Here is a 21,097-nt window from a genome sequence, read left to right on the forward strand (position 1 = left end):
ATGATCCGACATCGCTGGACACTATCTGTGCGATCTCAGCGCGAATTCGAAAAGTACCGAGCTCGGCCCAATTCGAAATGCATTTTTGATTATGCGAAATAGTAGTCGCCCGGCAATTCAATTCTTCGCAAAGCCCTGGTACGATCCACGATAGCGAGCGTTTGGCGGCAGCGGTTGGTTCGTCGCCAATGCAAGCGGCCGAGTCATTACCTATCTGAGCGGTTCCAAAGGGGTGTGCACGCCGTCCAGCGAATTCTTAACCCCGTTCCCGCCCGACTTAAAGTTCGGCCACCGCCGTGACACGCACAAGTAAACGCTTCACTCCTGTGTGGACAGCTTCGGCCTTGTTCAAGCCTCGTTAGTACAATTCGAATTTACGGCGTGGTGTGCTTCGTTAAGGCAGGCGTCACGAATGCCTATTGTTTGCAGACACAGGTAGATCGTCGCTGCCAGTTTTGCATGCCGTATCTGATGTTTCGTCGTGCGATGTCCAGTGCTCGCTCTGACGAAGAAAACCAGTCCGCCGGTCACAAGTCGCCGCATCGTGTCTCTCCCGCCAAAGTCACCGATTCGGGACGGCCAATTATCCATCCATGAAACGACGCAAAGCGTGACTCACAATCACGACTGATTCGCCATCGCGAGTATCAAGGCATATCCAAAACCCAGTATGGGAGTCCGATTAAGAACCAGCAGATAGCTGCGGTCGCAGCGTAGACAGCCGCGAGCGATGCAGCGATCCAAAACGAAGTTATTGATGCGTGCCAACGGTTGACGACCGTCGCGACGATCCAGATCGCTGTTAAGGTCAGAGCATGAGCGCCAAAGGCGAAATAGTAGATTATGTATGGATGGCCTTCTACGAAACCATAGAGGGACATCGAAAAGGCAAACACAAACGAGACGATTGGCGGGATAACAAAGAGTCCGAATCGAATCGATAGCAAGAATTGTGCAGCTGATTCTGTGTCGGGCGTCGGCGCATTTGAGCTGGAAGTTGTCTCATCAGGTCCATTGTCGGTCATCACTGCATCTTAATCAATGCAAAGACGCGCGTCGTGTCCGCCGCTGGCTCCGTCGGCGAACTTACGAACTTAACTATCTTGTTTAAGACGATGTGTCGTGCCGCTGCGATTGTTCATCGAGTGCTTCGCCGAGACAGAGCCCGAGGAGGCAAAATGGGAGGCCGCCGATTGGCACTCCTTGCGACAATCCGTTCGAGAATGCAAAGAGTCCTCGCCAATGGTGTTCTCGCCAGCTCAAGGGCGTGATGTAGAAAACGACGTGGTAGCCAAGCAAGGAGAACGCATCGCCTCCTGACGGGATGCCCACGAAGAGCGCGATTGCAGGGGCCGCATCTCTGGCAGCTCCCTTCAGCCCTATTGTGACGCTGAACAGAGCAAAAGCTCCGAACCGCCGGGTCAACAAACTCTGTAGCAAACCGCATTCAATCGCCGAGGTGAGGGCCAAGACTAACGGCGTGCGATGTGCCCTAAAGTACTGACGCGAGCAAACTCACAACTGACAGTCGGTTGGACCATCCTCAGCATTTTAGGCGATCCCCGAACTGCAGGAGGTGCGTGACACCGAAGCGGTTTTCGGCCTGCTGCTTGCGCCACCCGGTGGCCGACTTCGGATTGTCAAGTTCGAGCTACCGGTCGATGAAACCGGAGCAGCATCCGGCGTCGGCCACCGAAGCGGATTGAAGCAAATTCACCTCGGATTCACCGTAGTGCGTCGTTTATCAGTGATTCGAGGTTCCTGCCGGAGAATTCTTCGAGGGGATGACCGCGCCAGCGAATTCGGCCGTCGGGACCGATGAGGATGGCTTCCGGCACGCCGGAGAGCACGAATTCTCGAGCTGCGGTGGCTTCAAAATCCTTCCGCTCATTAGTGCCGGTCCAGAAGTGATCCAGGCTTGTCCAACCACGTCTTTGAACATGTGAGTGAACTCGATCCCGGTTGCCGTCAATGCTGATGGGTATGATGGCCACTCGGTCCTTCCAGTGGGTGCTCTGTTCTGCCGCCAGAGCATTCAGTTTGTCCATGGGTCCCTGACAGGGACCACACCAAGTCGCCCAGAACTCAAGGAGAACAACCTTACCGCGAAAACGGCTCAGATTAATCTCGTTGCCGGTTGCCAGGTTCGTCAGCTTCACGTCTGGTGCCAGATCTCCGTCAGTAGGAATCAGGAAGAATTCAAACTCTTCTGTCGTATCCTGATTCCCAAAGCCAAACGATCCCAGCATTTTGCCTTCGCAAGCAACCGAATACGCGCGGTTTGCCGGTGAGAACGAGGGCACTTTGTCTGTGATACCGGACAACACGATGTCACCCGAAGCTGGCACCGGGCCTTCGAAGACAACCTGAGAACCATAATGTCCGTCGAAGAAATTGACTTGTATGTTACGGTCTTTCGCCGGCTTCCTATCAGGTGTTTTGATTCGCAGAACAGCGGTCCGAGAACCACGAAAGGCATTAGGCTGATAGGGCACTGAGCGAAAATCGATTCGCTCGCTTTGGCCTGCTGAGAGTGCAACCTGCTTGCGGTCGAAGTAAGTCCCGGGATTGATCATGGAATCGGGAAGCGACTTGCGTTCGTCATTCGGCTGCGTGCGAAGGTCAACGAGATAGTTGCCGGGAGCCAGGTCAGTCACTGCAAGCTTCGGTTCCAATGTGTCAAACGCAGAATTAGCAACAGTCAAGTAGGAGTCTTCCCGAAGCTGCCGCATCAGGCTGATGGAAGCCGTCTTGAAAGGGGCGTTCGTAATCGCATGTTCGCCAGGCTCGAAAATCACCTCCATCGATGCAGGCTTCGGAACTTCGACCTTGATGCGGTCGTTTTTCACATCGGCCAATGTAAACGAGCCTGCCTCAAAGAACTGCAGAAAGCCGGGTGCGTGGATAGCCGCATGAAACAGCGGCGTTTTCTCGGCGAGGCGGAATTCAAACCTACCGTCGCCGATATCGCGCAGGTTCAGGATGTTGAAGTCCGGGTGAGAACCAGAGCGGCGATTGACAGACTGTCGCATGGTCCGCACGCGTTCCTGCATATTGTCAAAGTACGTTTCGGGTAACGTCTCTTTCGGCCATGTCATTCCCGGGGGCAGTTGGAATTGTAGTTGAACCGGAGTCCCGCGATGGAGCGTGATCGTTGCTTCGTCCCTGCTTAGTTTATTGCGTTGTTCGCCTTCGAATCGCGTCAAGGCGGACGCAAATCCATCTGCTCGAACCAACACGTCAACAATCTGCGCGCGGTACTGCGAAGGTCCGCCCAAGAATACGATCCCTTCATCGCCGTCAACCCAGGGGCTGTAGCCTGCCGTCGCCGTATGGATCATTGCCTGAAGTTTCGAAATTGGTTTGCCGTCTTCGTCTTCGGCGCGAATGCGAAGATCGGTCACCTTTGAGAGATCGCGCCGAGCACTTTCTTTGGCGACAATTTCGACCTTAGGCATTTCGCTCTGCTCCGGTACGATAAACGACGTGTGCCCGGAAAAGTCCGCTGACTGAGTCGATAGTTTGGGAGTGGACGCACGAACTGCGAACAGGCTGGCACGGTATTCACCAGGTGGTATAGGATCGGTCGTGAAATGCCCGTCAGGATCAATTGAAAGGACGTCGAAGGCGACGTATCTTCTGCCGCGGCGACCGCTTTCATCGAGGACTTCTTCAGGCCCTGCATGACGAATTGTCAGCCTCGCATACTTCAATTCGACGTTTTCCAATCCAAGGATCCGGCCGGAAAGCGGTCGCCCAACGTTCCGATCAAATCGAAGGGCGGACTGTTTCTCTGCTGTGACCTCAACCAACTGTCGATCCATATCCGTCAACAATCTTGAATTGCCGGTCTTCGACTCGTTATAGAGCTGGACGGCATAGTGTCCGGGAGGCAAGTGCTCAAAGACCCTTTCTCCCGGATTGACCAGCGAATAATTCGACGTGTGAAATCTCAACCGGTCACTCATCCAGGTGACGCCGTCAAAAGACGTTGATTCAATCATCACAGGTAACTCGGACGGCTTGTTGGGCAGATCGCAATGCACAGCCAGCGTACCTACTGCAGGCAGCTTTAACTCTATTTTGTCCGCTTGCTTCAGGCCGTTGCGAGGAACCACCCAGAAAATCGGATCTTCGGCAATCACGGCAATGCGATCCGCCTCGCCATGTTCTCTTGCAATCCTGAATTCGCCATTGGAATTCGTCCGAGTGGATGGGGGTTTTCGGCTGTTGCGTTCGAGGTTAAACCAGGTCTTCCTGTCAGCGTCAACAATAATCCGCTCCTGCCCCAACAACAAAACTTCGGCGTTCTCAACAGCAATGCCACGATGGTCGACAACGCGACCGGAAACCGTTGTACCTTCGGGCCATCCCAATGTTGTCTGATCTGCGTTTGGGGCGTCGGCGTTGACGGCCTCTTGGACGGGATTACCAATCGCTGTTTCATCGGCATTCGCAGGATCAACGCTGGTCTCCTCTGGTGCTTGCGCTTGCGTGGGCGAGTCAGTCGAAGACGCCAAGGCTTCGTATCGCATCAGCGGAACCAGTGATGTACCTCCCAAAACGAACACAAAAGCCGCGAGCAAAGTTCGCGACCTGCGATTCATCGTGATTGTTGCTGGTGGTCCAGCCGAGGTCAGTATCGAAACACGATGTTCAAGGCCTTTCTCTTCGAGCAGCGTTGCAACGAGTGGAAGTTGGCTCCACCGATTGGACGACCACTCGGCAACCAGAACCAGTGAACGAGCGAGAGTCAGTCCATCGCCTCGTCGATGTACGACATAAGCATCGCAGAGTTGTTCTCGAAGATTGTTGATGAGCCTATTGGTCACACGCAGCATTGGATTCCACCAGAAGGCAACGGCGGCTAGATGCTGCAGCAATGCCATTGCCGTGTCATGCCGGACAACGTGAGCAGCTTCGTGGGACAGAACACAGTCGAGTTCTTCGTTGTCAAGCCACGCAACTAACCCCTCGGGAATTAAGATGACCGGCCGAAAAAATCCCATCGTCAGCGGTGCCGGAGCAAGGGTGGATTCGACGACGGACGCAGATACCTTCCATTCACTCTGAATCCGTTTTGCGGCGTCGCTTAAACGCGGACTAGTCGACGTGCAGATGGAGTGTTTCAGCCGACGCAAAACCAGAAGGCTGCGAACAAGCCGGAATATCAAGCCTATAGAAACGATTATCCAAACCATGGCGAACGCAGATACGCTGATGGCGAGCACGCCGCCGGGCAAATCATGATTCTCCGGTCCGGCAGCACTCTTCAAGCCAGCGTCTTCTATTTTTGGCGATCGACTCTGTGATTCAAAATCGCGCTCCGGTGACACGCCCGGGTTCTGCAGACTCGACGAAATCTCCGTCGATAACGGCACTTCCTCGACGGCCCCCAAGCCCTGCGGCTGAATGCTCCCGGAATCTTCTGCGGTTCGTGAAACGACTTCACTGGCCTTAGTGAGACTCTGCGTAGCCGGTGAAATCAGCATGAAGCCCATGCCCAGGCTGTTCATGGCCGCAATTGAAAGCGGGCTAAACCCCATCATAAGTAACGCAACACACAGAATGCCGTGCCGGAGTGAATCGGCATGTCGGAGTGAATCGGCATGTCGGAGTGAATCGGCATGTCGGAGTGAATCGGCATGTCGAATCATGCGGGCTGCCGCCAGTGCGACAACGCTGATTACCAGCGATGCTGCAACCAGATTCAGAACGAGCACCCCCGAGCCAGGTGAAAGTAACAAGAACTGCATTGTCGACTCCTATTGTTTTTTTGGACTACGGGTTCCTGGTCGAGATTCAAGTAGCTGCCGCAACTTCGCAATTTCTTCCGCGTTGAGTTTGCGGGAGCCAAGCAGACTCATCACCAGTTCACTGGCTGAACCGTCGAAGAACTTGTCAACAAATTCCTCGGCCAGGCCTCGCGTGGCCTGCTTGCGGTCTTTGGACGCCATATAGCGAAACCCATCGGGGGTTTTCTCGCGTCGCAGCCAGCCACGCTTCTCAAGGCGGTCCACCTGATTAAGCACGGTTGTACGTCCAATCCCTCGCTGTGCGCCGATGGTCTGCCAAATCTCCGTCACCGTCGCTCCGCTTTTCGGAGCGTTCCAAATGACCTGAAGAATCTCATGCTGAGCCGCAGTCAGGGTTCCTTCTGGGTCCGACATTTTTTTGAGTCCTGCTCATAGGTTAACGACACGTGTCGTCATTGTAGGTTAACGACACGTGTCGTCAACCCAGCTGCCACAGGAATCGGAAACAGAAGCTGTTGCCGGTACTGACTTACCGCCCGCTGATATCGGATCGCAACACCGAAGCGAGTTTCGGCCACTGCTTTGCGCGCACCGGCGGCCGACTTCGGATCGCTGCCCCGGTCGTTAAAACGGAGCACTTAAGGTGAGGGCCGCTTCGGCGCATCGGTGCCCGGATTCTGAAGACACCGACGCGAGTTTCACCCCGACCGAACTCGCCTCGGTCGATGCAACGAATGGCACTTAGAAATGCCGCAAGTCGTTTGCAGGAAATGACATATACAGAAAAGGCCTCGCTTGCGTAGATGGATGTAACCACACAATCCGTCAACGGCAAGGAGGCCCAAGAATGGGATATTCTAGCGAAGGTTGGTTTCGGAACCAGTTTGGATTCCTGCGGCGACAGTTTCTTCAAGACGGCGAACTGCCCTTCACAAATGTGCTTTGTGAAGACAGCGTCGCGCCAGCATTAGACGGCATTGAGTTTGCCTGGAAGGACCGCATCTACACACCGCTGATAACACTCTGGGTGTTCCTTGGTCAAGTGCTAAGCGCAGACCACTCGTGCCGTGCCGCAGTCGCTCGCTTGCTCGCGCATCGAGTGGCGCGAGGTGACAGCGCCTGTTCGGCGGAAACGGGAGCCTACTGTCAGGCACGCAAACGGCTACCCGAGAAATTCTTCTCAAGTGTAGTTCGCAACGTCGGCCGAAAGCTGGAAGCTCAAGTGCAAAAGAACTGGCTTTGGAAAGGGCATCACGTCTACATGTTTGACGGCACCACAACGCTGATGCCAGATACACCCGAGAACCAAGAAGCATACCCTCAAACATGGAACCAGAAGGCTGGCGCTGGCATGCCTCTGGCGCGAGTAGCGGCAATCATTTCATTGTCCTGCGGCGTCGTTCTCGATGTCGGTTTCGCCAAATATGCGGGTAAAAATCAAGGCGAAGTGTCGCTGCTCCACAAGTTATCGAGCATTTTTTCTGCTGGCGACGTCTTGCTTGCCGACTGCCTGATGTGCAACTGGAGAGTCCTATTTTCATTTAAAGATCGTGGTGTCGACGTCGTTACGCGACTCAACAAGGCTCACCGAAAGGCAGATTTTCGGCGTGGAAAACGCCTCGGAAAAGATGACCACATTGTTCGCTGGAAGAAACCTACCTCGATCAGGTCGATCGATTGGCCGACTTACCATACCTTCCCCGATTCGATCGTTGTTCGCGAGGCTCGCATCCACATCACGCAACCTGGCTTTCGCACTCGATCCATCGTCGTTGTCACGACGCTCTTGGATCCTGTCCAGTACCCGAAAGAGGATCTCGCATTGTTATACCGAGCTCGCTGGCACAACGAGTTGGATCTGCGCAGTATCAAGTCCGTCATGCAAATGGACTGTCTTCGATGTAAAACGCCAGAACTTGTTCGTAAAGAAATCTGGACACACGTTCTCGCCTACAACCTTATCCGAACCATCATGGCCCAGGCCGCGAGCCGGTCTCAGTTGCTTCCACGCACGATCAGCTTCAAGGGGACGTTGCAAACACTTGAGGCGTTCCAGCCCATGCTTGCCATTCCAGGAGAAAGTAACCGACTCTGTCGGCAACGACTCTACGAACAACTGCTCACAGCGATCGTTACTCATCGTGTAGGTGATCGTCCCGACCGTATTGAGCCGAGAAGGATCAAGAGACGACACAAACACTATGTTCCACTATCAGTCCCACGCGCGGAAGCGAAACGTCAAATACTCAAAGGACTTGCGAAAAACTAAGTGCCATTCGTCGATGCAACCGACGCGAGTTAGAAAACTGAAATGGCAAGACTGTTAAGGCCGGTTTCGCACCATCGCCATCTTCGATATTCTCGGCCATCCGATCGCCGCTACACGCATAGACGGGGGTGACAAAATGAAATTTGATCATTCACACGATTCCTTTCTTTGCCACGAATTCACTGATAACTGATAGCGATTTGAATCTCTCTTGTCCCCCACTGGCAAAGTAATTTGAGCAAACGCTCGCACATCAACAGCGAAGACGGACGAACCCATGAAACGCATATCTGCAGTGTTGATAGTGTTGCTGGTCCTGGCCGGCCTTGAGTTGTCCCCTATCGGCGCTCAGGCTGCCGGTCATCCCCTCGAATGGGCCGGGGCCGGGCAGCTTCGCTTGATCATTCGTGTGGATGCTGAATCTGAATCTGACGAGCGGGCTGCTGGATCGAATGTTCGCAGGACCGTCGAGCGTCCGGCCGACATTGGCCTGGACCTGGCTGCTGAATTGCGGAAGCTCGGGCTGCAATAACAACCGGAACTGAGTTCCATTCAGGTGATTCGGCATGACGAAACAACGGGAAAGCCCATGGCTTACTCGAAGTATGCTTATGGCCGCAGCCCGTTCGATCGGCCGTTTCGCTGGTACGATGACTCGATTTCGTATGAGTTCCCGGGGTTCGCGGATGCTGTTTCGCGTGCGAAGGGTCGAATCGTCCGCCGTCCGAAAACTCGTGGCGGATACTTTTTCAATGCGATTGGTGACTGGCGGAAAGGGCGACTCGCATGGATCCACACGAGCGTCCGCAACGAGTCCGCCACGTATGCGGTCTACTTCGATCTCTTGCGACGGGAAGAGGAGCCCTCGCGAATTCCTCCGCGAGGCTGGCTGGGTGACGGGCTTCCGCGTTGCGATCGCAACGGCGTGACAACAATGGGTGCCGATCACTCACGCGTCGACCTCGACGACTGGAACGGTGACGGGCTGGTCGATCTTGTCGTCGGCGAGCATTACGGCCACGTGTTCTGGTGGCCGAATGTCGGCACGAAGCAAAATCCGGAGTTTCGATTCTGCCGTTTTATGAAGAACCAGGACGGCCAGCCGCTGGATGCCGGACTCGGCGCTGCCGTGAAGGTTGTAGACTGGGACGCTGATGGCGATCTGGATTTGTTGCTCGGCGGTTACGTTACCGGCAACATGCCAATGCATGTGAAGCCTGAAGAATGCGCGCAACACGAGCAAACCTTTCTTCAGTTCTTTGACTAGGCCCGTTCGCCCGGAACAGATTCCAGGCACCGGTCGCTGACGCCCAAAGCGTTCCCGTGCGAGGGCTCCTTTCCGCATGCGCGACTGGCGACTCCTCGCGCGTTCGACTGGGATAACGACGCTGACCTTGATCTCATCGTCAGCTCCCGGATGAACGTCTACCTGTTTGAGAGCCAGGGTTCAAAGACGGCGCCACGATTCGCCGTCCACGCGAATCCGTTGAAGGTCGAGTGGGGACTGGCTGCGTTGTCTGTCGATCACTTTTGTGACTGGAACGGGGATGGTCTCCCGGACCTCGTCAATGGATATTCGGTGCGACTGAACCATGGAGTCGGCAATCCGTATCGCTGGACGAAAGTTGAAGTCGGTGCTGCCGCGAGGAACCATGATCACGCACCGGTCAGGCGTCGGCGATGAATGGTTCTGGCCGTTTCTCGACGATTTAGATCAGGACGGCCGCGTTGACGTTCTGTTTGGCGACTGGTCGGGCCATGTCTGGTTTCACAAGAACGATTCAACAGCGAAATCAAAGCAGTTCGACGTTGACGGATTTCGTCTAAAACTTGCTTCGGGGTCACCCATCAAAGTCGGGCCAATCAACAAGGATCCGACTCGCGACTTCGATGCTTTGCAGGTGGCCCGCGCGGTATTAACCACCTCGGACTGTGATCGCGATGGCCAGCGAGATTTGATTGTTGTCCCCTATCAAAACGGTTGCCGAAACAAAGCGATCAATCCAGGCTAAACCAATCCGTGTCGATGCCGAAGATGTCATCCTTGTGATCTTTCACACGATCACAATCAATCTCCGTATCGGCAATGAACCAGTCCGATCCGCTCCCTCCGTCCAAGTAGTCCCTTGAACCGTCGCTGGCGTTCATGCCAACGAAGTAGGCGTCACGAATGCTTGCCGCACGCAAGGTCAGGTCGTCCTGGTCATCATCGCCATCCATGTCGACATCGGTCTGGGTCCACAGGTTCATGGTGTCACAAATCGAAGCCAGTCTATTGTCGATCGGCGTTTCGCCACCGATAAGAATATCTTCGTCTCTCTGTCCCCTCAGCCTGTCGGCACCGAGGCCGCCAATCAACAGGTCGCGGCCGCTTTTTCCGTCGAGTTTGTCGTCGCCATCCCCGCCAATCAGGACGTCATGCCCCTTGCCACCTCGGAGCTTGTCGTTCCCATCACCACCAAAAATCCAGGCGTCGACATCTAAATCGGAATGCACTTTGATGTTGTCGTTTCCATCGAGCCCGTAGACGATCACCTTGTTGATCGCCGCATCGCTACCTTTGAACTTGAACCGTCCCATGTCTTTGGGCCCATCCATCGACTTGGTTTTGATATAGACCTTAAAATCACCATCGTGAGAGCCGAACTTCACGTCAATCTTGTCATCGGATGCGGAGCCCTTCACAAGCAGTGCTTTACCGTTTCCGCCGCAGAAGCAGTCAATGATCGTGACCGAGACTTCGGCCAATGAGTTGACGGTGATTTCGACCGTGTCGGTGTCTTGCTCGCTCCCCGCGCCGCCTGTCAAGCCAGGATCAGCGCCCGTATTTCCTTGGTCATTAGTGGTGATCGTCAGCGTATCACCGCCCGTGAAGCCAACGTTCGCGAGATACGTGACGTTGTTGCCAAGCGTCGCGTTGATCGCACTGAGCGTCCCGGTAAGCACCACAATATCGCTGTTGTTGCCTACCACGCTGCTGAGACCACTTCCCGAAACCGTCAACGTGCCTTGTGCGACTGACAGGGTTGTCACCATTTCACCGAGACTCGTTTCGTCGACATCGACGTCGCTGACACTCAGGTCACTGATAGTCAGTAGACTGATCTCGTCAGTGGTCTGTCCCGCTGGCACCGTGTGGGTCGGAGCATCATTGACGCTGGCGATATCAATCGTCAGCGTGTTGGGCGACAGATCGAGATTGTTTCCACTGCCATCGTCTTCCACCTGGAAGGTGAACGAGGTGCTGCCGTTGCCGTTGGCAGCTGGTTCGTAAGTCAGGTTCGCAATGTCAGCCACGGTCACCAAGTCGCCGGCGGATACGGCCGCGCCGCTCAGCTTCAGTGTTCCGGTTGCCGGCAGCGTGGTGATGAGGACACCGTTGAACGCATCGGCGCCCGCGGCGGAACCGCTATCGATCGGATCGGTGAATCCGAAGTCGCTACTTGCAAAGGTGTACGTCGTATCCTCATTGGTCGCGACGTTGCCGTCGGTACCGGCCGGCGCGTCGTTGACGCTGGCGATGTTGACCGTCAGGGTGTTGGGCGACAGATCGAGATTGTTTCCACCGCCGTCATCCTGGACCTGGAAGGTGAACGACGTGCTGCCGTTGACGTTGGCGGCCGGTTCGTAGGTCAGGTTCGCAATGTCAGCCACGGTCACCAAGTCGCCGGCGGATACGGCCGCGCCGCTCAGCTTCAGTGTTCCCGTTGCTGGCAGCGTGGTGATGAGGACCCCGTTGAACGCATCGGCGCCCGCAGTGGAACCGCTATCGATCGGATCGGTGAATCCGAAGTCGTTGCTCGCGAAGGTGTAGGTCGTGTCCTCGCTGGTCGCGACGCTGCCATCGGTGCCGGCCGGCGCGTCGTTGACGCTGCCGATGTTGACCGTCAGCGTGTTGGGCGACAGATCGAGATTGTTTCCACTGCCATCGTCCTCGACCTGGAAGGTGAACGACGTGCTGCCGTTGACGTTGGCGGCCGGTTCGTAGGTCAGGTTCGCAATGTCAGCCACGGTCACCAAGTCGCCTGCGGATACGGCCGCGCCGCTCAGCTTCAGTGTTCCGGATGCCGGCAGCGTGGTGATGAGGACACCGTTGAACGCATCGGCGCCCGCAGCGGAACCGCTATCGATCGGATCGGTGAATCCGAAGTCGCTGCTCGCGAACGTGTAGACCGTATCCTCGTTGGTCGCGACGCTGCCGTCGGTGCCGGCTGGCGCGTCGTTGACGCTGGCGATATCAATCGTCAGCGTGTTGGGCGACAGATCGAGGTTATTCGCACTTCCATCGTCTTGGACCTGGAAGGTGAACGAGGTGCTGCCGTTGAGGTTGGCAACCGGCTCGTAAGTCAGGTTCGCGATGTCGGCCGCGGTTACCAACGCGTCTGCGGCGACGGCCGTGCCACTCAGCTTTAGCGTTCCCGTTGCTGGCAGCGTGGTGATGAGGACGCCATTGAACGCATCGTCATCGAGATCGCTGAAGCCGAAGTCGTTGCTTGCGAAGGTGTAGGTCGAATCCTCGTCGGTCGTGATGCTTCCGTCGGCACCAGTGGGCGCCGTGCTGAAGTCATCATTGGCAATCGTGCCAATGGCTGTCAAAGCGGATACCGGGATGCCCTGATTCAACCAGACTTCGTTCGGGTTATTATAGTTCGCGACGAAAGCATCCAGATCACCGTCCAGGTCCAGGTCGCCCAGGCTGACGTTGAGGCCATAAGAACTGCCAAGCTGTTGTGAAGTGACGGTATAGACCCCGGCACCATCGTTCAGCCAGACGGTATCCGGAGTGCCACCTTGGTTGATGCGGCTTGCGAGGAAGGCGTCAAGATCGCCGTCCCCATCCAAATCACCGAGCGAGACTCCGTCGGCTCGACCCAGCACCTGCCCCGAATCCACGAACTCGCCTTCCGTACCGTTTTGGCTTCCGCCCTGGTTAATGAACAATCGGCTATTGATTGCCACCGGGCCACCACCATCGTTCGCGACGAAGGCATCCAGATCACCGTCCCCATCAACATCGCCAAGGACAACCTGGCCTCGAGCATCTGAATCTCCAATACGCTGGCCCGAATCGGTGAAGACGCCCAGGCCGTCGTTGGTGAATACTCGATTCGGGCGGTCATATTTGTTGGCGGTGAAGATGTCGAGGTCACCGTCGCCATCAAGATCCCCCACGGCGACGCCTCCCCAGGTTCGAGGACTTTCTAAATCCTGCCCCGAGTCGACGAATTGACCGAGGGTTCCGTTCTGCCGTCCGCCCTGGTTGAACCAGACTTTAAGTCTGTCACTGACCAGCACGGCATCCAGATCGCCGTCCCCATCGACATCGTCCAGCGAGACGCCAAAGTTACCAGAGCCAATATTATCGAGAGCTTGCCCCGAGTCGATGAACTCGCCGGGAGTGCCGCCCTGAGATCCTCCCTGGTTGATCAACAGTTTGTCGGGGCCAAAACCGGTTGCCACGTAAGCGTCCAGGTCGCCGTCCCCATCGACGTCGCCCAGCGCGACGTCGCGGCTGAGGCTATCGCCAATGGCCCGCCCCGAGTCGACGAACTGTCCCGCAGTGCCGCCCTGAGATCCTCCCTGATTGATCAACACCTGATCGGCCTGAGCGGGGGAAGTTGCAGTGAAGCCGTTTGCCACGTAGACGTCCAGGTCGCCGTCGCCATCCAGGTCGCCCAACACGGCTTGTTGAGTGACATCGCTTCCGAACGACTGTCCATTCGAAATAAATTCCGCCGGACTGCCTGTGCCGACCAGCGTCACGTCGCGGCCGCCAGCCTGCAGGTTGTCCAGGATGATCTGCAGCGTCTCGTCCAGTTCGACGTCGTTGTCGCCGTTGACCGTGATGTCGATGGTGCCTGTGGTTGCACTGGCAGGAATCGTGAGCGTTCCGCTTTGAAAGACGTAGTCGTTGTCTTCGGTAGCGGGATCGCTATCCTGAGCCGTGCCGTCCTGCGTCGTGTAGTCGACTGACACAGGAACATCGACAGGATAGTCCAGCGTCACAGGGAAGCTGAGCACGGTCGTCCCCGTGTTGCCTTCGACGATGGATGCATCGCCGATCGATACGACAGCGCTGTCGTCATTGGTGATCGTGCCAGTAGCTGTCACACCGGGGACAGGGATGCCCTGATTCAACCAGACTTCGTTCGGGTTATTATTGTTCGCGACGAAAGCATCCAGATCACCGTCCAGGTCCAGGTCGCCCAGGCTGACGTTGAGGCCAAAGGAACTGCCAAGCTGTTGTGAAGTGACGGTATAGACCCCTGCACCATCGTTCAGCCAGACGGTGTCCGGAGTGCCACCTTGGTTGATGCGGCTTGCGAGGAAGGCGTCAAGATCGCCGTCCCCATCCAAATCACCGAGCGAGACTCCGTCGGCTCGACCCAGCACCTGCCCCGAATCCACGAACTCGCCTTCCGTACCGTTTTGGCTTCCGCCCTGGTTAATGAACAATCGGCTATTGATTGCCACCGGGCCACCACCATCGTTCGCGACGAAGGCATCCAGATCACCGTCCCCATCAACATCGCCAAGGACAACCTGGCCTCGAGCATCTGAATCTCCAATACGCTGGCCCGAATCGGTGAAGACGCCCAGGCCGTCGTTGGTGAATACTCGATTCGGGCGGTCATATTTGTTGGCGGTGAAGATGTCGAGGTCACCGTCGCCATCAAGATCCCCCACGGCGACGCCTCCCCAGGTTCGAGGACTTTCTAAATCCTGCCCCGAGTCGACGAATTGACCGAGGGTTCCGTTCTGCCGTCCGCCCTGGTTGAACCAGACTTTAAGTCTGTCACTGACCAGCACGGCATCCAGATCGCCGTCCCCATCGACATCGTCCAGCGAGACGCCAAAGTTACCAGAGCCAATATTATCGAGAGCTTGCCCCGAGTCGATGAACTCGCCGGGAGTGCCGCCCTGAGATCCTCCCTGGTTGATCAACAGTTTGTCGGGGCCAAAACCGGTTGCCACGTAAGCGTCCAGGTCGCCGTCCCCATCGACGTCGCCCAGCGCGACGTCGCGGCTGAGGCTATCGCCAATGGCCCGCCCCGAGTCGACGAACTGTCCCGCAGTGCCGCCCTGAGATCCTCCCTGATTGATCAACACCTGATCGGCCTGAGCGGGGGAAGTTGCAGTGAAGCCGTTTGCCACGTAGACGTCCAGGTCGCCGTCGCCATCCAGGTCGCCCAACACGGCTTGTTGAGTGACATCGCTTCCGAACGACTGCCCATTCGAAATAAATTCCGCCGGACTGCCGCCGATAGGCAGAGTGCCTGTGCCGACCAGCGTCACGTCGCGGCCGCCAGCCTGCAGGTTGTCCAGGATGATTTGCAGCGTCTCGTCCAGTTCGACGTCGTTGTCTCCGTTGACCGTGATGTCGATCGTGCCCGTGGTTTCACCGGCGATGATTGTCAGTGTTCCAGTGTTCGCGATGTAGTCGCCATCAGCCAAGGCCGAACCATCTTGTGTCGCATAGTCCAGCGACACATTCACATCGACGGGAGCACTCAGCGTTACTGGGAAGCTCAGGACGGTGGGCCCACTATTGCCTTCGACGACGGAAGCATCGCCGATCTCTAAGGTCGCTTGGTCGTCGTTGACGATCGTGCCTGTGGCGAAGACTACCGCGTCATTGACCCAGACTGCATTAGGACCGCTGTTGCCGACGAAGGCATCGAGATTTCCGTCACCATCCAGGTCACCAAGTGCAACGGAGAAACCTGCGACGTTACTGCCCAGTAACTTCCCGGAATCGGAGAACGTGCCCGAGCCGTCGTTCAGATAGACCACGCTGTTGATTGAGCTGGGAGTCACATTGCTGAAAAAGGTGACCAGGAAGGCGTCCAGATCACCATCGTTGTCCACGTCGCCAAGCTTGACGTCGCCGGTCTTAAAGGTTGTGCTGGTGGGATCACTGGGATAGGCTGTGAGGCTCTGGCCGGTATCGACGAATTTCCCAGAACCGTCATTCAGAAACACCACGCTCGGCGCATCCAGAGACGTGAAACGACCGGTCTTGCTTCGACCAACGAATGCATCAACAAAACCATCGCCATTCAAATCCCCCAGCTCCAAAGCTGTCACATACGAATGGGGCCCGAAGGTGCTGTCCAGGACAAATGTCCCCTGCGTCCCTCCCTGACTGAAACCTTGATTGAGGTATACCTCGTTCCCAAAACCGGTCCCGTATCCAAACACGACATCGATATCGCCGTCGTTATCAACGTCCGCAGAGCCGATGTCGATTGCCTGAAATCCCTGGGTCGGGAAGGAGAATTCCTTTGCGAATGTCCCCGCCTGATTGAGCCAGAGTTCGGCTAATCCATTGGCCCCCCCCAGGATGGCATCAAGCGAACCGTTGCCGTCGACATCGGCCAGTTCCACCGACTGTCCAGAGTTGTTCGCCGACAATGCTTGCCCGGCCGTGAATTGGCCCGAGCCATTATTCAGCCAGATCTGGTCCGGTACTATGGCTTCAAACCGGCCGGAAAAGTTGGATACCAGCACATCCAGGTCGCCGTCGCCATCAATATCCCCCAGGGCCCCATCCATACTGATGCTGCCGCCGCCGAGGCCCTGGCTGTCAACGAGATATTCTCCTTCAACGCCTAGCTGGTCGCCGCCCTGATTCAGCCAAACCGAATGGCCCGCACCGAGCCGATTCACTGCAAACGCATCCAGGTCCCCGTCGCCATCCAGATCACCCAGCAGCACGTCAGTAGATAATTCCGATCCCAGCCTCTGACCGGAATCCACAAAGCCTTCGGAAACCAGCACACCCGTACCAGCCAGCGTCACATTCGTTCCGTTGGTTTGCAGGTTGCCCACGATCAGCTCGAAGGTTTCGTCCTGCTCGACCGTCGCATCACCGTTGACCGTAATCTCGATAGAGCCCGAAACCTGTCCGGCAGCCATTGTGAACGTGGCCGGAGTTGCGACACCCTGGAAATCGCCGCCGGCGGTGGCTGAGCCATCTTGGGTTTGGTATTCGAACGAAATGTCGACCGCTGCGGCCTCACTGAGGGTGACCGGAAAGGAGAGGACCGCCGTGTTTCCGACAGGTCCCTCGGTCGCCATCGCATCGCCGATCGCCATGACAGCGAGCAATCTGCGATCCTCCATCCGTTCGAATTGGATCTTCCGAGCAAGTACGGATCTGTTTTTGTCGCGACGGGTTTCGCGGGATCGACGGAGAGAGAGTAGTGACTTTCGAACACGTTTCATGGGGATTAAGCAGCTTACAGCGAGTAGTTTTCTAGAAATCGCCCCTGAAGCGAAGACAATCGCGTCTTAGGCCTCAATGGACGTATGGCCGTCAGCCCGAGAACTGTCTCAAATTTTCTTTTGGTTGCGTCCTGGCAGGGATAAGACTCTGGTGGGAAGCCCTTCAGGAGAGACTGCCAGCGTCAGAGGCGCCGTAGCCACGGCAACGGCCATGAATGAGCGTCGGTGGAATGTGAATGAGGGTCGAGATAAGTTCGGACTAGTGGGAATCTTCTGCGGGCTGGTTCATCCTTGTTTCGGGAGCGATGACGCAGGCACGCCGGATGGTGTCTTTGTCGAAACCGACGACCGCCGGAAAGCGAACGCCGGTCAACAGCTGAACATCGAACAACTCCTGGACGGTCGCCTCGAATTCGAGGCTGCCCACGATTTGCCCGTTCCGCGTGTCGACGACGGTCACACCGCAGGGCCGTTTCTGCTCGCCTTCCGCAATCGGCACGCCGCCAAAAATCGCCGTCTCGCGGATCTGGGATTGACCGATAAAGGCCAATGGACCGGCAAAGGCCAGGCCGCGCGCGTAACCATCGGACTGGGCCACGGTCTCCGTCTGTCCCTTGGCCGGATCGACCGTGACCAGTCGACCGCGTCCCGAATCGAGGACCCACAAGCGGCCGTTGTGGACACGGGGAGAATGTGGCATCGCAAATCCGCGGGCGACGGTCTCGCCACTGTCCACATCAATCACCACGCCGCCGTCGGCTTTACCCGGCCGCCAGCCTTCCGGTGTATCCGTCTCGCCAAACGCGGTCACGTATTTCGGTCGGCCATCCACCATCGCCATCCCGTTCAAGTGGCAACGATCCTGGCGTTTGATCTCGCTGATAAAGCGAGGTTTCCAACGAGGTACGAAACTGTAGTCGGGATCGAGTGTGCACAGACAGGAGAACAATGTATTGACGACCCACAGCTGAGGCGTCTCGCCATGCGTGCCGTTGGCTGAGCCGGTATCTTGCTGGAGGGTGGTACGTGGGTCGTCCGTGCCCCAGGCAATTTCATGCACGTCGATATCGCCCGTGACATGGCTGCTGCGAGGCAGGAAACAAGCATCGTGCTGCCCCGCGGGTTTCATTTTGGCAGCAACCTCAGGCGAATTTCGCAGTGTCCAGATCTGGTATTCGCCGCCCACCGCGATGCGATCGCGGCGCACCGCCAGCCCCATCGCGTTGCCGCAAGAGCGCATCAGCATCGAAACGTGCCCGTCACACGCACGAAACGCCACCAACTTACCGGCCTGATAAGTTGTTACGAAAAGCGTTCCGCCGAGCGCCTCGAGCAACTCGGCGAATCCTTCACTATGCACGAACTGAAACGGAGCTGCGTTGCCAGCCTCAGCGTCGTCGTTGCTCACCGACTTTTCAATCAACTCAGTGCTGGTCATTCGATCCGGACCAGCAGCCAAATCCTGCGCTATCGAGATTCTTTCTCATTGTTGTTTTTCTGGTAGGGGGATTTCGCGTTGGTGAAACGCTCAGTCGCACATGCACTCAGTCACCAAGTTTCACCGTCGCTAGGGGCTTAATGGCCATCCGGTGGTGAACTGTCGCAGCGTCTGATAGCAAAATCGCCAAAAGTTCCCATTTTCTATGATGGAGCTGGCGAATCGAGCCGAGGACCTGTTCGCCGATCAACCGGCGAGTGATCACCCGGCAAGCTGACAACCAAATCTCGCCAACCCGTTGACATGCATGCCTTTATGGCGACTGTCGGGCACAAGAAATGGCAGCTGGAGTGCCTTGTCCGCTCGCCGTACCACTTCCACAGGTCAGCGGTCATCCTTCTCGCCGTGGAGGATCGTCTGACTGTTTGTCCGGCTATCCGGGCACACCGGTTAGTTCTGATACTGGAGGCTCATCCGAATCTTGTTCGGAGAATCCCAGAGCATCTCGCAAAAAATCGGCCATCGCTTCGAGGTCCTACCGATTCGAACCCATCGCAACTCGGTGTTTCCACCGGCTGCTTGCCGCGTTTTCGACCCGTGGAGCCGGGCCTACTTTGCTGCACCCTCTGAAAGCCTCAATACGCGAGTGGCTAGAAATCGACCGCGGATATCCCGTCGAGGCGATGATGGGCTGATTACAGCTCACTCCTTGTCCGCGCCACCGGAAGCGTGATGTAGACCGAAGCACCTCCACGGCATGGATTGCCAAAGTGAATTTGTCCACCATGCGCCGCGATAATTCTTCGGCTGATGGCCAATCCCAAGCCAGTTCCGTGCGTGTTGGTGGTGTAAAACGGATCAAAGACCTTTTCTCGATCCTGGCAAGGAACACCGGGACCATCATCACTGAGAATGACGGTGACAGCAGGACCAAAGTTCAGCTCGTCCATCCTCAATGAGATCGCAACCAAGGTTGCACCACTGGCCAGAGCATTATCGATCAGGTGAACGAGCACTTGACGCATTGCGGTCACGTCGACGCAACAAGTCGAATCCCAGTGGCTGCCGGCTCACCGCCATTCTGATGAGAGAATCGCCGCCATGTCTCGTTCACGGCGCAGATGGTGCCGTCCTTATCAAGGACCGCGATCCCGGCCATGAGCGAGTCGAGGACGTGTACGGACAAATCTTGGTCCGATTGTTTTTGATCCTGCATTGGAAAGCTCCCGTAAAATGTGACTAGTGCTTCGTCAACTCTTAATTTTGGGGTAGCTGAAGTCGCCAGACTTCAGGTCGTATCCGAAAACCCGAACTCTGGCGAGTCCGGCTACGATCGCCAACCCTAACTTTTAAAGTTGACGAAGCACTAGGAACGCCGCCTCATTTCCGCCGTGTGCGACTCGCTCACTTCAGGGCGATCAAGCGATGAAATCCAGGCCAAGAGACCGATGCAGCCGACGTGCCATTTGGTGCATCATTCTGATGATGCCAGGATCGCGATCGCGTCTTCCTTCAGGTATTCCGTCAATTCGGAATCGACTTCGGCGATCAGCTTGTCGAGGAATTCGGAAGCTTCTTCTTCCGCCAGCTTCACGCCAAAGCCAAGTGAAGCGTGTCTGGTGATTCGTCTGCGGTGTCCAGACGGCGAAAATCCGATTCAGTGCAGCGAAGCACTCTCGATCTAAACGTCGTTTTCATCAAATGATAAACACTCGCGACGAACGATTTCCAAACGGCGTTGGACGGTACTGCGTGAACAATCCAAGTGCTTTGCAATCTCGCCGTCGTTGTAACCCTCCATCCGCAACACAGCGATTTCTTGCAACTGGGGATCGCCGAGTCGTTTGAAGAACCTGTCGCAGGTCTCGGTAAACGACGCCACAAACTCGGGGGTGGGTTCGCGTGCCTTGATATGGTTGACACCTAAAGCTGCCGCATCATCAGCATCGGTCATGAAAACCGAACCCGTCATGGTTTGACGTACATCCCGCTTCTGTTGCTGGTCATACCGATGCCGTTGACGCACCTTGCGCCCCGTGATGACCAGCAGCAAACGCAATAAGCTCTCGCGATCATTCAATTTGGGAAAACGACCCGCCGCAAGACCGTTTGCAAAACTGTTGAAGGCGCTCAGCGCTGCATCTTCCTCATCGTACAAAGGCCGCGAGTCGGAGCGTAATTTGCGACGCGCTGCGGCGCACAATTGCGTCCAGTAGTGATTCCAGATCTTGTCGGCAGCCGCTTCGTTGGCACCTCGCAATTCTCCGATCCATTCAGTGATAGGGTCATCCGACATGATTGCCAACTGCTTTTCTTGATACCGGAAATACCGACCGAGTGAGAATTCAAATCCAGCTATTGATAGACCGTGATATATTAGGGTACTCTAATGGCGTAGATGCCTCA

Annotated in this window: 14 protein-coding genes; 5 read left to right on the plus strand and 9 right to left on the minus strand. The window is 56.3% G+C overall.

All coding sequences use genetic code 11. The features are described from left to right. Positions 1-647: 647 nt before the first annotated feature. The 3 genes from Poly41_RS22940 to Poly41_RS22950 all read right to left on the minus strand — a co-directional run bounded on the left by Poly41_RS22940 (position 648) and on the right by Poly41_RS22950 (position 6,170). Complete coding sequence (locus Poly41_RS22940; RefSeq protein ID WP_146529280.1) at positions 648-1,025, minus strand: hypothetical protein; 378 nt, start codon at positions 1,023-1,025, stop codon at positions 648-650. Positions 1,026-1,724: 699 nt separating this feature from the next. Next, complete coding sequence (locus Poly41_RS22945; RefSeq protein WP_146529282.1) at positions 1,725-5,756, minus strand: M56 family metallopeptidase; 4,032 nt, start codon at positions 5,754-5,756, stop codon at positions 1,725-1,727. A gap of 9 nt (positions 5,757-5,765) precedes the next feature. Beyond that, complete coding sequence (locus Poly41_RS22950; RefSeq protein ID WP_146529284.1) at positions 5,766-6,170, minus strand: BlaI/MecI/CopY family transcriptional regulator; 405 nt, start codon at positions 6,168-6,170, stop codon at positions 5,766-5,768. A gap of 433 nt (positions 6,171-6,603) precedes the next feature. Here Poly41_RS22950 and Poly41_RS22955 point away from each other — a divergent pair, with 433 nt between their 5' ends. Next, complete coding sequence (locus Poly41_RS22955) at positions 6,604-8,025, plus strand: IS4 family transposase (protein WP_146529287.1); 1,422 nt, start codon at positions 6,604-6,606, stop codon at positions 8,023-8,025. Here the strand turns inward: Poly41_RS22955 and Poly41_RS34265 are convergent. Continuing rightward, on the minus strand, positions 8,003-8,176 hold the full coding sequence (locus Poly41_RS34265) for a hypothetical protein (RefSeq protein WP_197231538.1): 174 nt from the start codon (positions 8,174-8,176) through the stop codon (positions 8,003-8,005). The two genes, Poly41_RS22955 and Poly41_RS34265, sit on opposite strands and share 23 nt — an antisense overlap. A gap of 126 nt (positions 8,177-8,302) precedes the next feature. Between Poly41_RS34265 and Poly41_RS22960 the strand changes: the two genes are divergently transcribed. The 4 genes from Poly41_RS22960 to Poly41_RS22975 all read left to right on the plus strand — a co-directional run bounded on the left by Poly41_RS22960 (position 8,303) and on the right by Poly41_RS22975 (position 10,037). Beyond that, positions 8,303-8,557: a hypothetical protein gene (locus Poly41_RS22960; protein WP_146529289.1), complete on the plus strand. Its 255-nt coding sequence runs from the start codon at positions 8,303-8,305 to the stop codon at positions 8,555-8,557. 57 nt (positions 8,558-8,614) lie between these two features. Further along, positions 8,615-9,292: an FG-GAP-like repeat-containing protein gene (locus Poly41_RS22965; protein WP_146529291.1), complete on the plus strand. Its 678-nt coding sequence runs from the start codon at positions 8,615-8,617 to the stop codon at positions 9,290-9,292. Positions 9,293-9,376: 84 nt separating this feature from the next. Further along, positions 9,377-9,709: an FG-GAP repeat domain-containing protein gene (locus Poly41_RS35765; protein ID WP_390621474.1), complete on the plus strand. Its 333-nt coding sequence runs from the start codon at positions 9,377-9,379 to the stop codon at positions 9,707-9,709. Continuing rightward, positions 9,618-10,037: a hypothetical protein gene (locus Poly41_RS22975; protein ID WP_197231539.1), complete on the plus strand. Its 420-nt coding sequence runs from the start codon at positions 9,618-9,620 to the stop codon at positions 10,035-10,037. The genes Poly41_RS35765 and Poly41_RS22975 overlap by 92 nt, the downstream gene beginning before the upstream one ends. On the opposite strand, the gene Poly41_RS22980 is transcribed toward Poly41_RS22975, so the two are convergent. From Poly41_RS22980 to Poly41_RS23000, 5 genes are all read right to left on the minus strand, one after another. Continuing rightward, on the minus strand, positions 10,024-17,136 hold the full coding sequence (locus tag Poly41_RS22980; protein ID WP_197231540.1) for an FG-GAP-like repeat-containing protein: 7,113 nt from the start codon (positions 17,134-17,136) through the stop codon (positions 10,024-10,026). The genes Poly41_RS22975 and Poly41_RS22980 overlap by 14 nt on opposite strands. 376 nt (positions 17,137-17,512) lie before the next feature. Beyond that, positions 17,513-18,691: a TIGR03032 family protein gene (locus Poly41_RS22985; RefSeq protein WP_146529299.1), complete on the minus strand. Its 1,179-nt coding sequence runs from the start codon at positions 18,689-18,691 to the stop codon at positions 17,513-17,515. Positions 18,692-19,386: 695 nt separating this feature from the next. Next, positions 19,387-19,716 (minus strand): sensor histidine kinase, encoded by a 330-nt coding sequence (locus Poly41_RS22990; RefSeq protein WP_146529301.1) that lies wholly within the window; start codon positions 19,714-19,716, stop codon positions 19,387-19,389. A gap of 5 nt (positions 19,717-19,721) precedes the next feature. Then, a complete protein-coding gene (locus tag Poly41_RS22995; RefSeq protein ID WP_146529302.1) occupies positions 19,722-19,907 on the minus strand; it encodes a PAS domain-containing protein in 186 nt (61 codons plus the stop codon). Between the two features lie 465 nt (positions 19,908-20,372). Beyond that, entirely contained in the window at positions 20,373-20,987 is a 615-nt protein-coding gene (locus Poly41_RS23000) for an ECF-type sigma factor (RefSeq protein ID WP_146529304.1), read from the minus strand. Between the last annotated feature and the right edge of the window lie 110 nt (positions 20,988-21,097).

The sequence above is a fragment of the Novipirellula artificiosorum genome (genome assembly GCF_007860135.1).
GTDB lineage: Bacteria > Planctomycetota > Planctomycetia > Pirellulales > Pirellulaceae > Novipirellula_A > Novipirellula_A artificiosorum.

What these genes read in the sequence shown, in the direction of transcription:
- Poly41_RS22940 (WP_146529280.1), bottom strand. Translation starts at nt 1,025, where the DNA reads ATGACCGACAATGGACCTGATGAGACAACTTCCAGCTCAAATGCGCCG.
- Poly41_RS22945 (WP_146529282.1), bottom strand. Translation starts at nt 5,756, where the DNA reads ATGCAGTTCTTGTTACTTTCACCTGGCTCGGGGGTGCTCGTTCTGAAT.
- Poly41_RS22950 (WP_146529284.1), bottom strand. Translation starts at nt 6,170, where the DNA reads ATGTCGGACCCAGAAGGAACCCTGACTGCGGCTCAGCATGAGATTCTT.
- Poly41_RS22955 (WP_146529287.1), top strand. Translation starts at nt 6,604, where the DNA reads ATGGGATATTCTAGCGAAGGTTGGTTTCGGAACCAGTTTGGATTCCTG.
- Poly41_RS34265 (WP_197231538.1), bottom strand. Translation starts at nt 8,176, where the DNA reads ATGATCAAATTTCATTTTGTCACCCCCGTCTATGCGTGTAGCGGCGAT.
- Poly41_RS22960 (WP_146529289.1), top strand. Translation starts at nt 8,303, where the DNA reads ATGAAACGCATATCTGCAGTGTTGATAGTGTTGCTGGTCCTGGCCGGC.
- Poly41_RS22965 (WP_146529291.1), top strand. Translation starts at nt 8,615, where the DNA reads ATGGCTTACTCGAAGTATGCTTATGGCCGCAGCCCGTTCGATCGGCCG.
- Poly41_RS22975 (WP_197231539.1), top strand. Translation starts at nt 9,618, where the DNA reads ATGGAGTCGGCAATCCGTATCGCTGGACGAAAGTTGAAGTCGGTGCTG.
- Poly41_RS22985 (WP_146529299.1), bottom strand. Translation starts at nt 18,691, where the DNA reads ATGACCAGCACTGAGTTGATTGAAAAGTCGGTGAGCAACGACGACGCT.
- Poly41_RS22990 (WP_146529301.1), bottom strand. Translation starts at nt 19,716, where the DNA reads ATGCGTCAAGTGCTCGTTCACCTGATCGATAATGCTCTGGCCAGTGGT.
- Poly41_RS22995 (WP_146529302.1), bottom strand. Translation starts at nt 19,907, where the DNA reads ATGCAGGATCAAAAACAATCGGACCAAGATTTGTCCGTACACGTCCTC.
- Poly41_RS23000 (WP_146529304.1), bottom strand. Translation starts at nt 20,987, where the DNA reads ATGTCGGATGACCCTATCACTGAATGGATCGGAGAATTGCGAGGTGCC.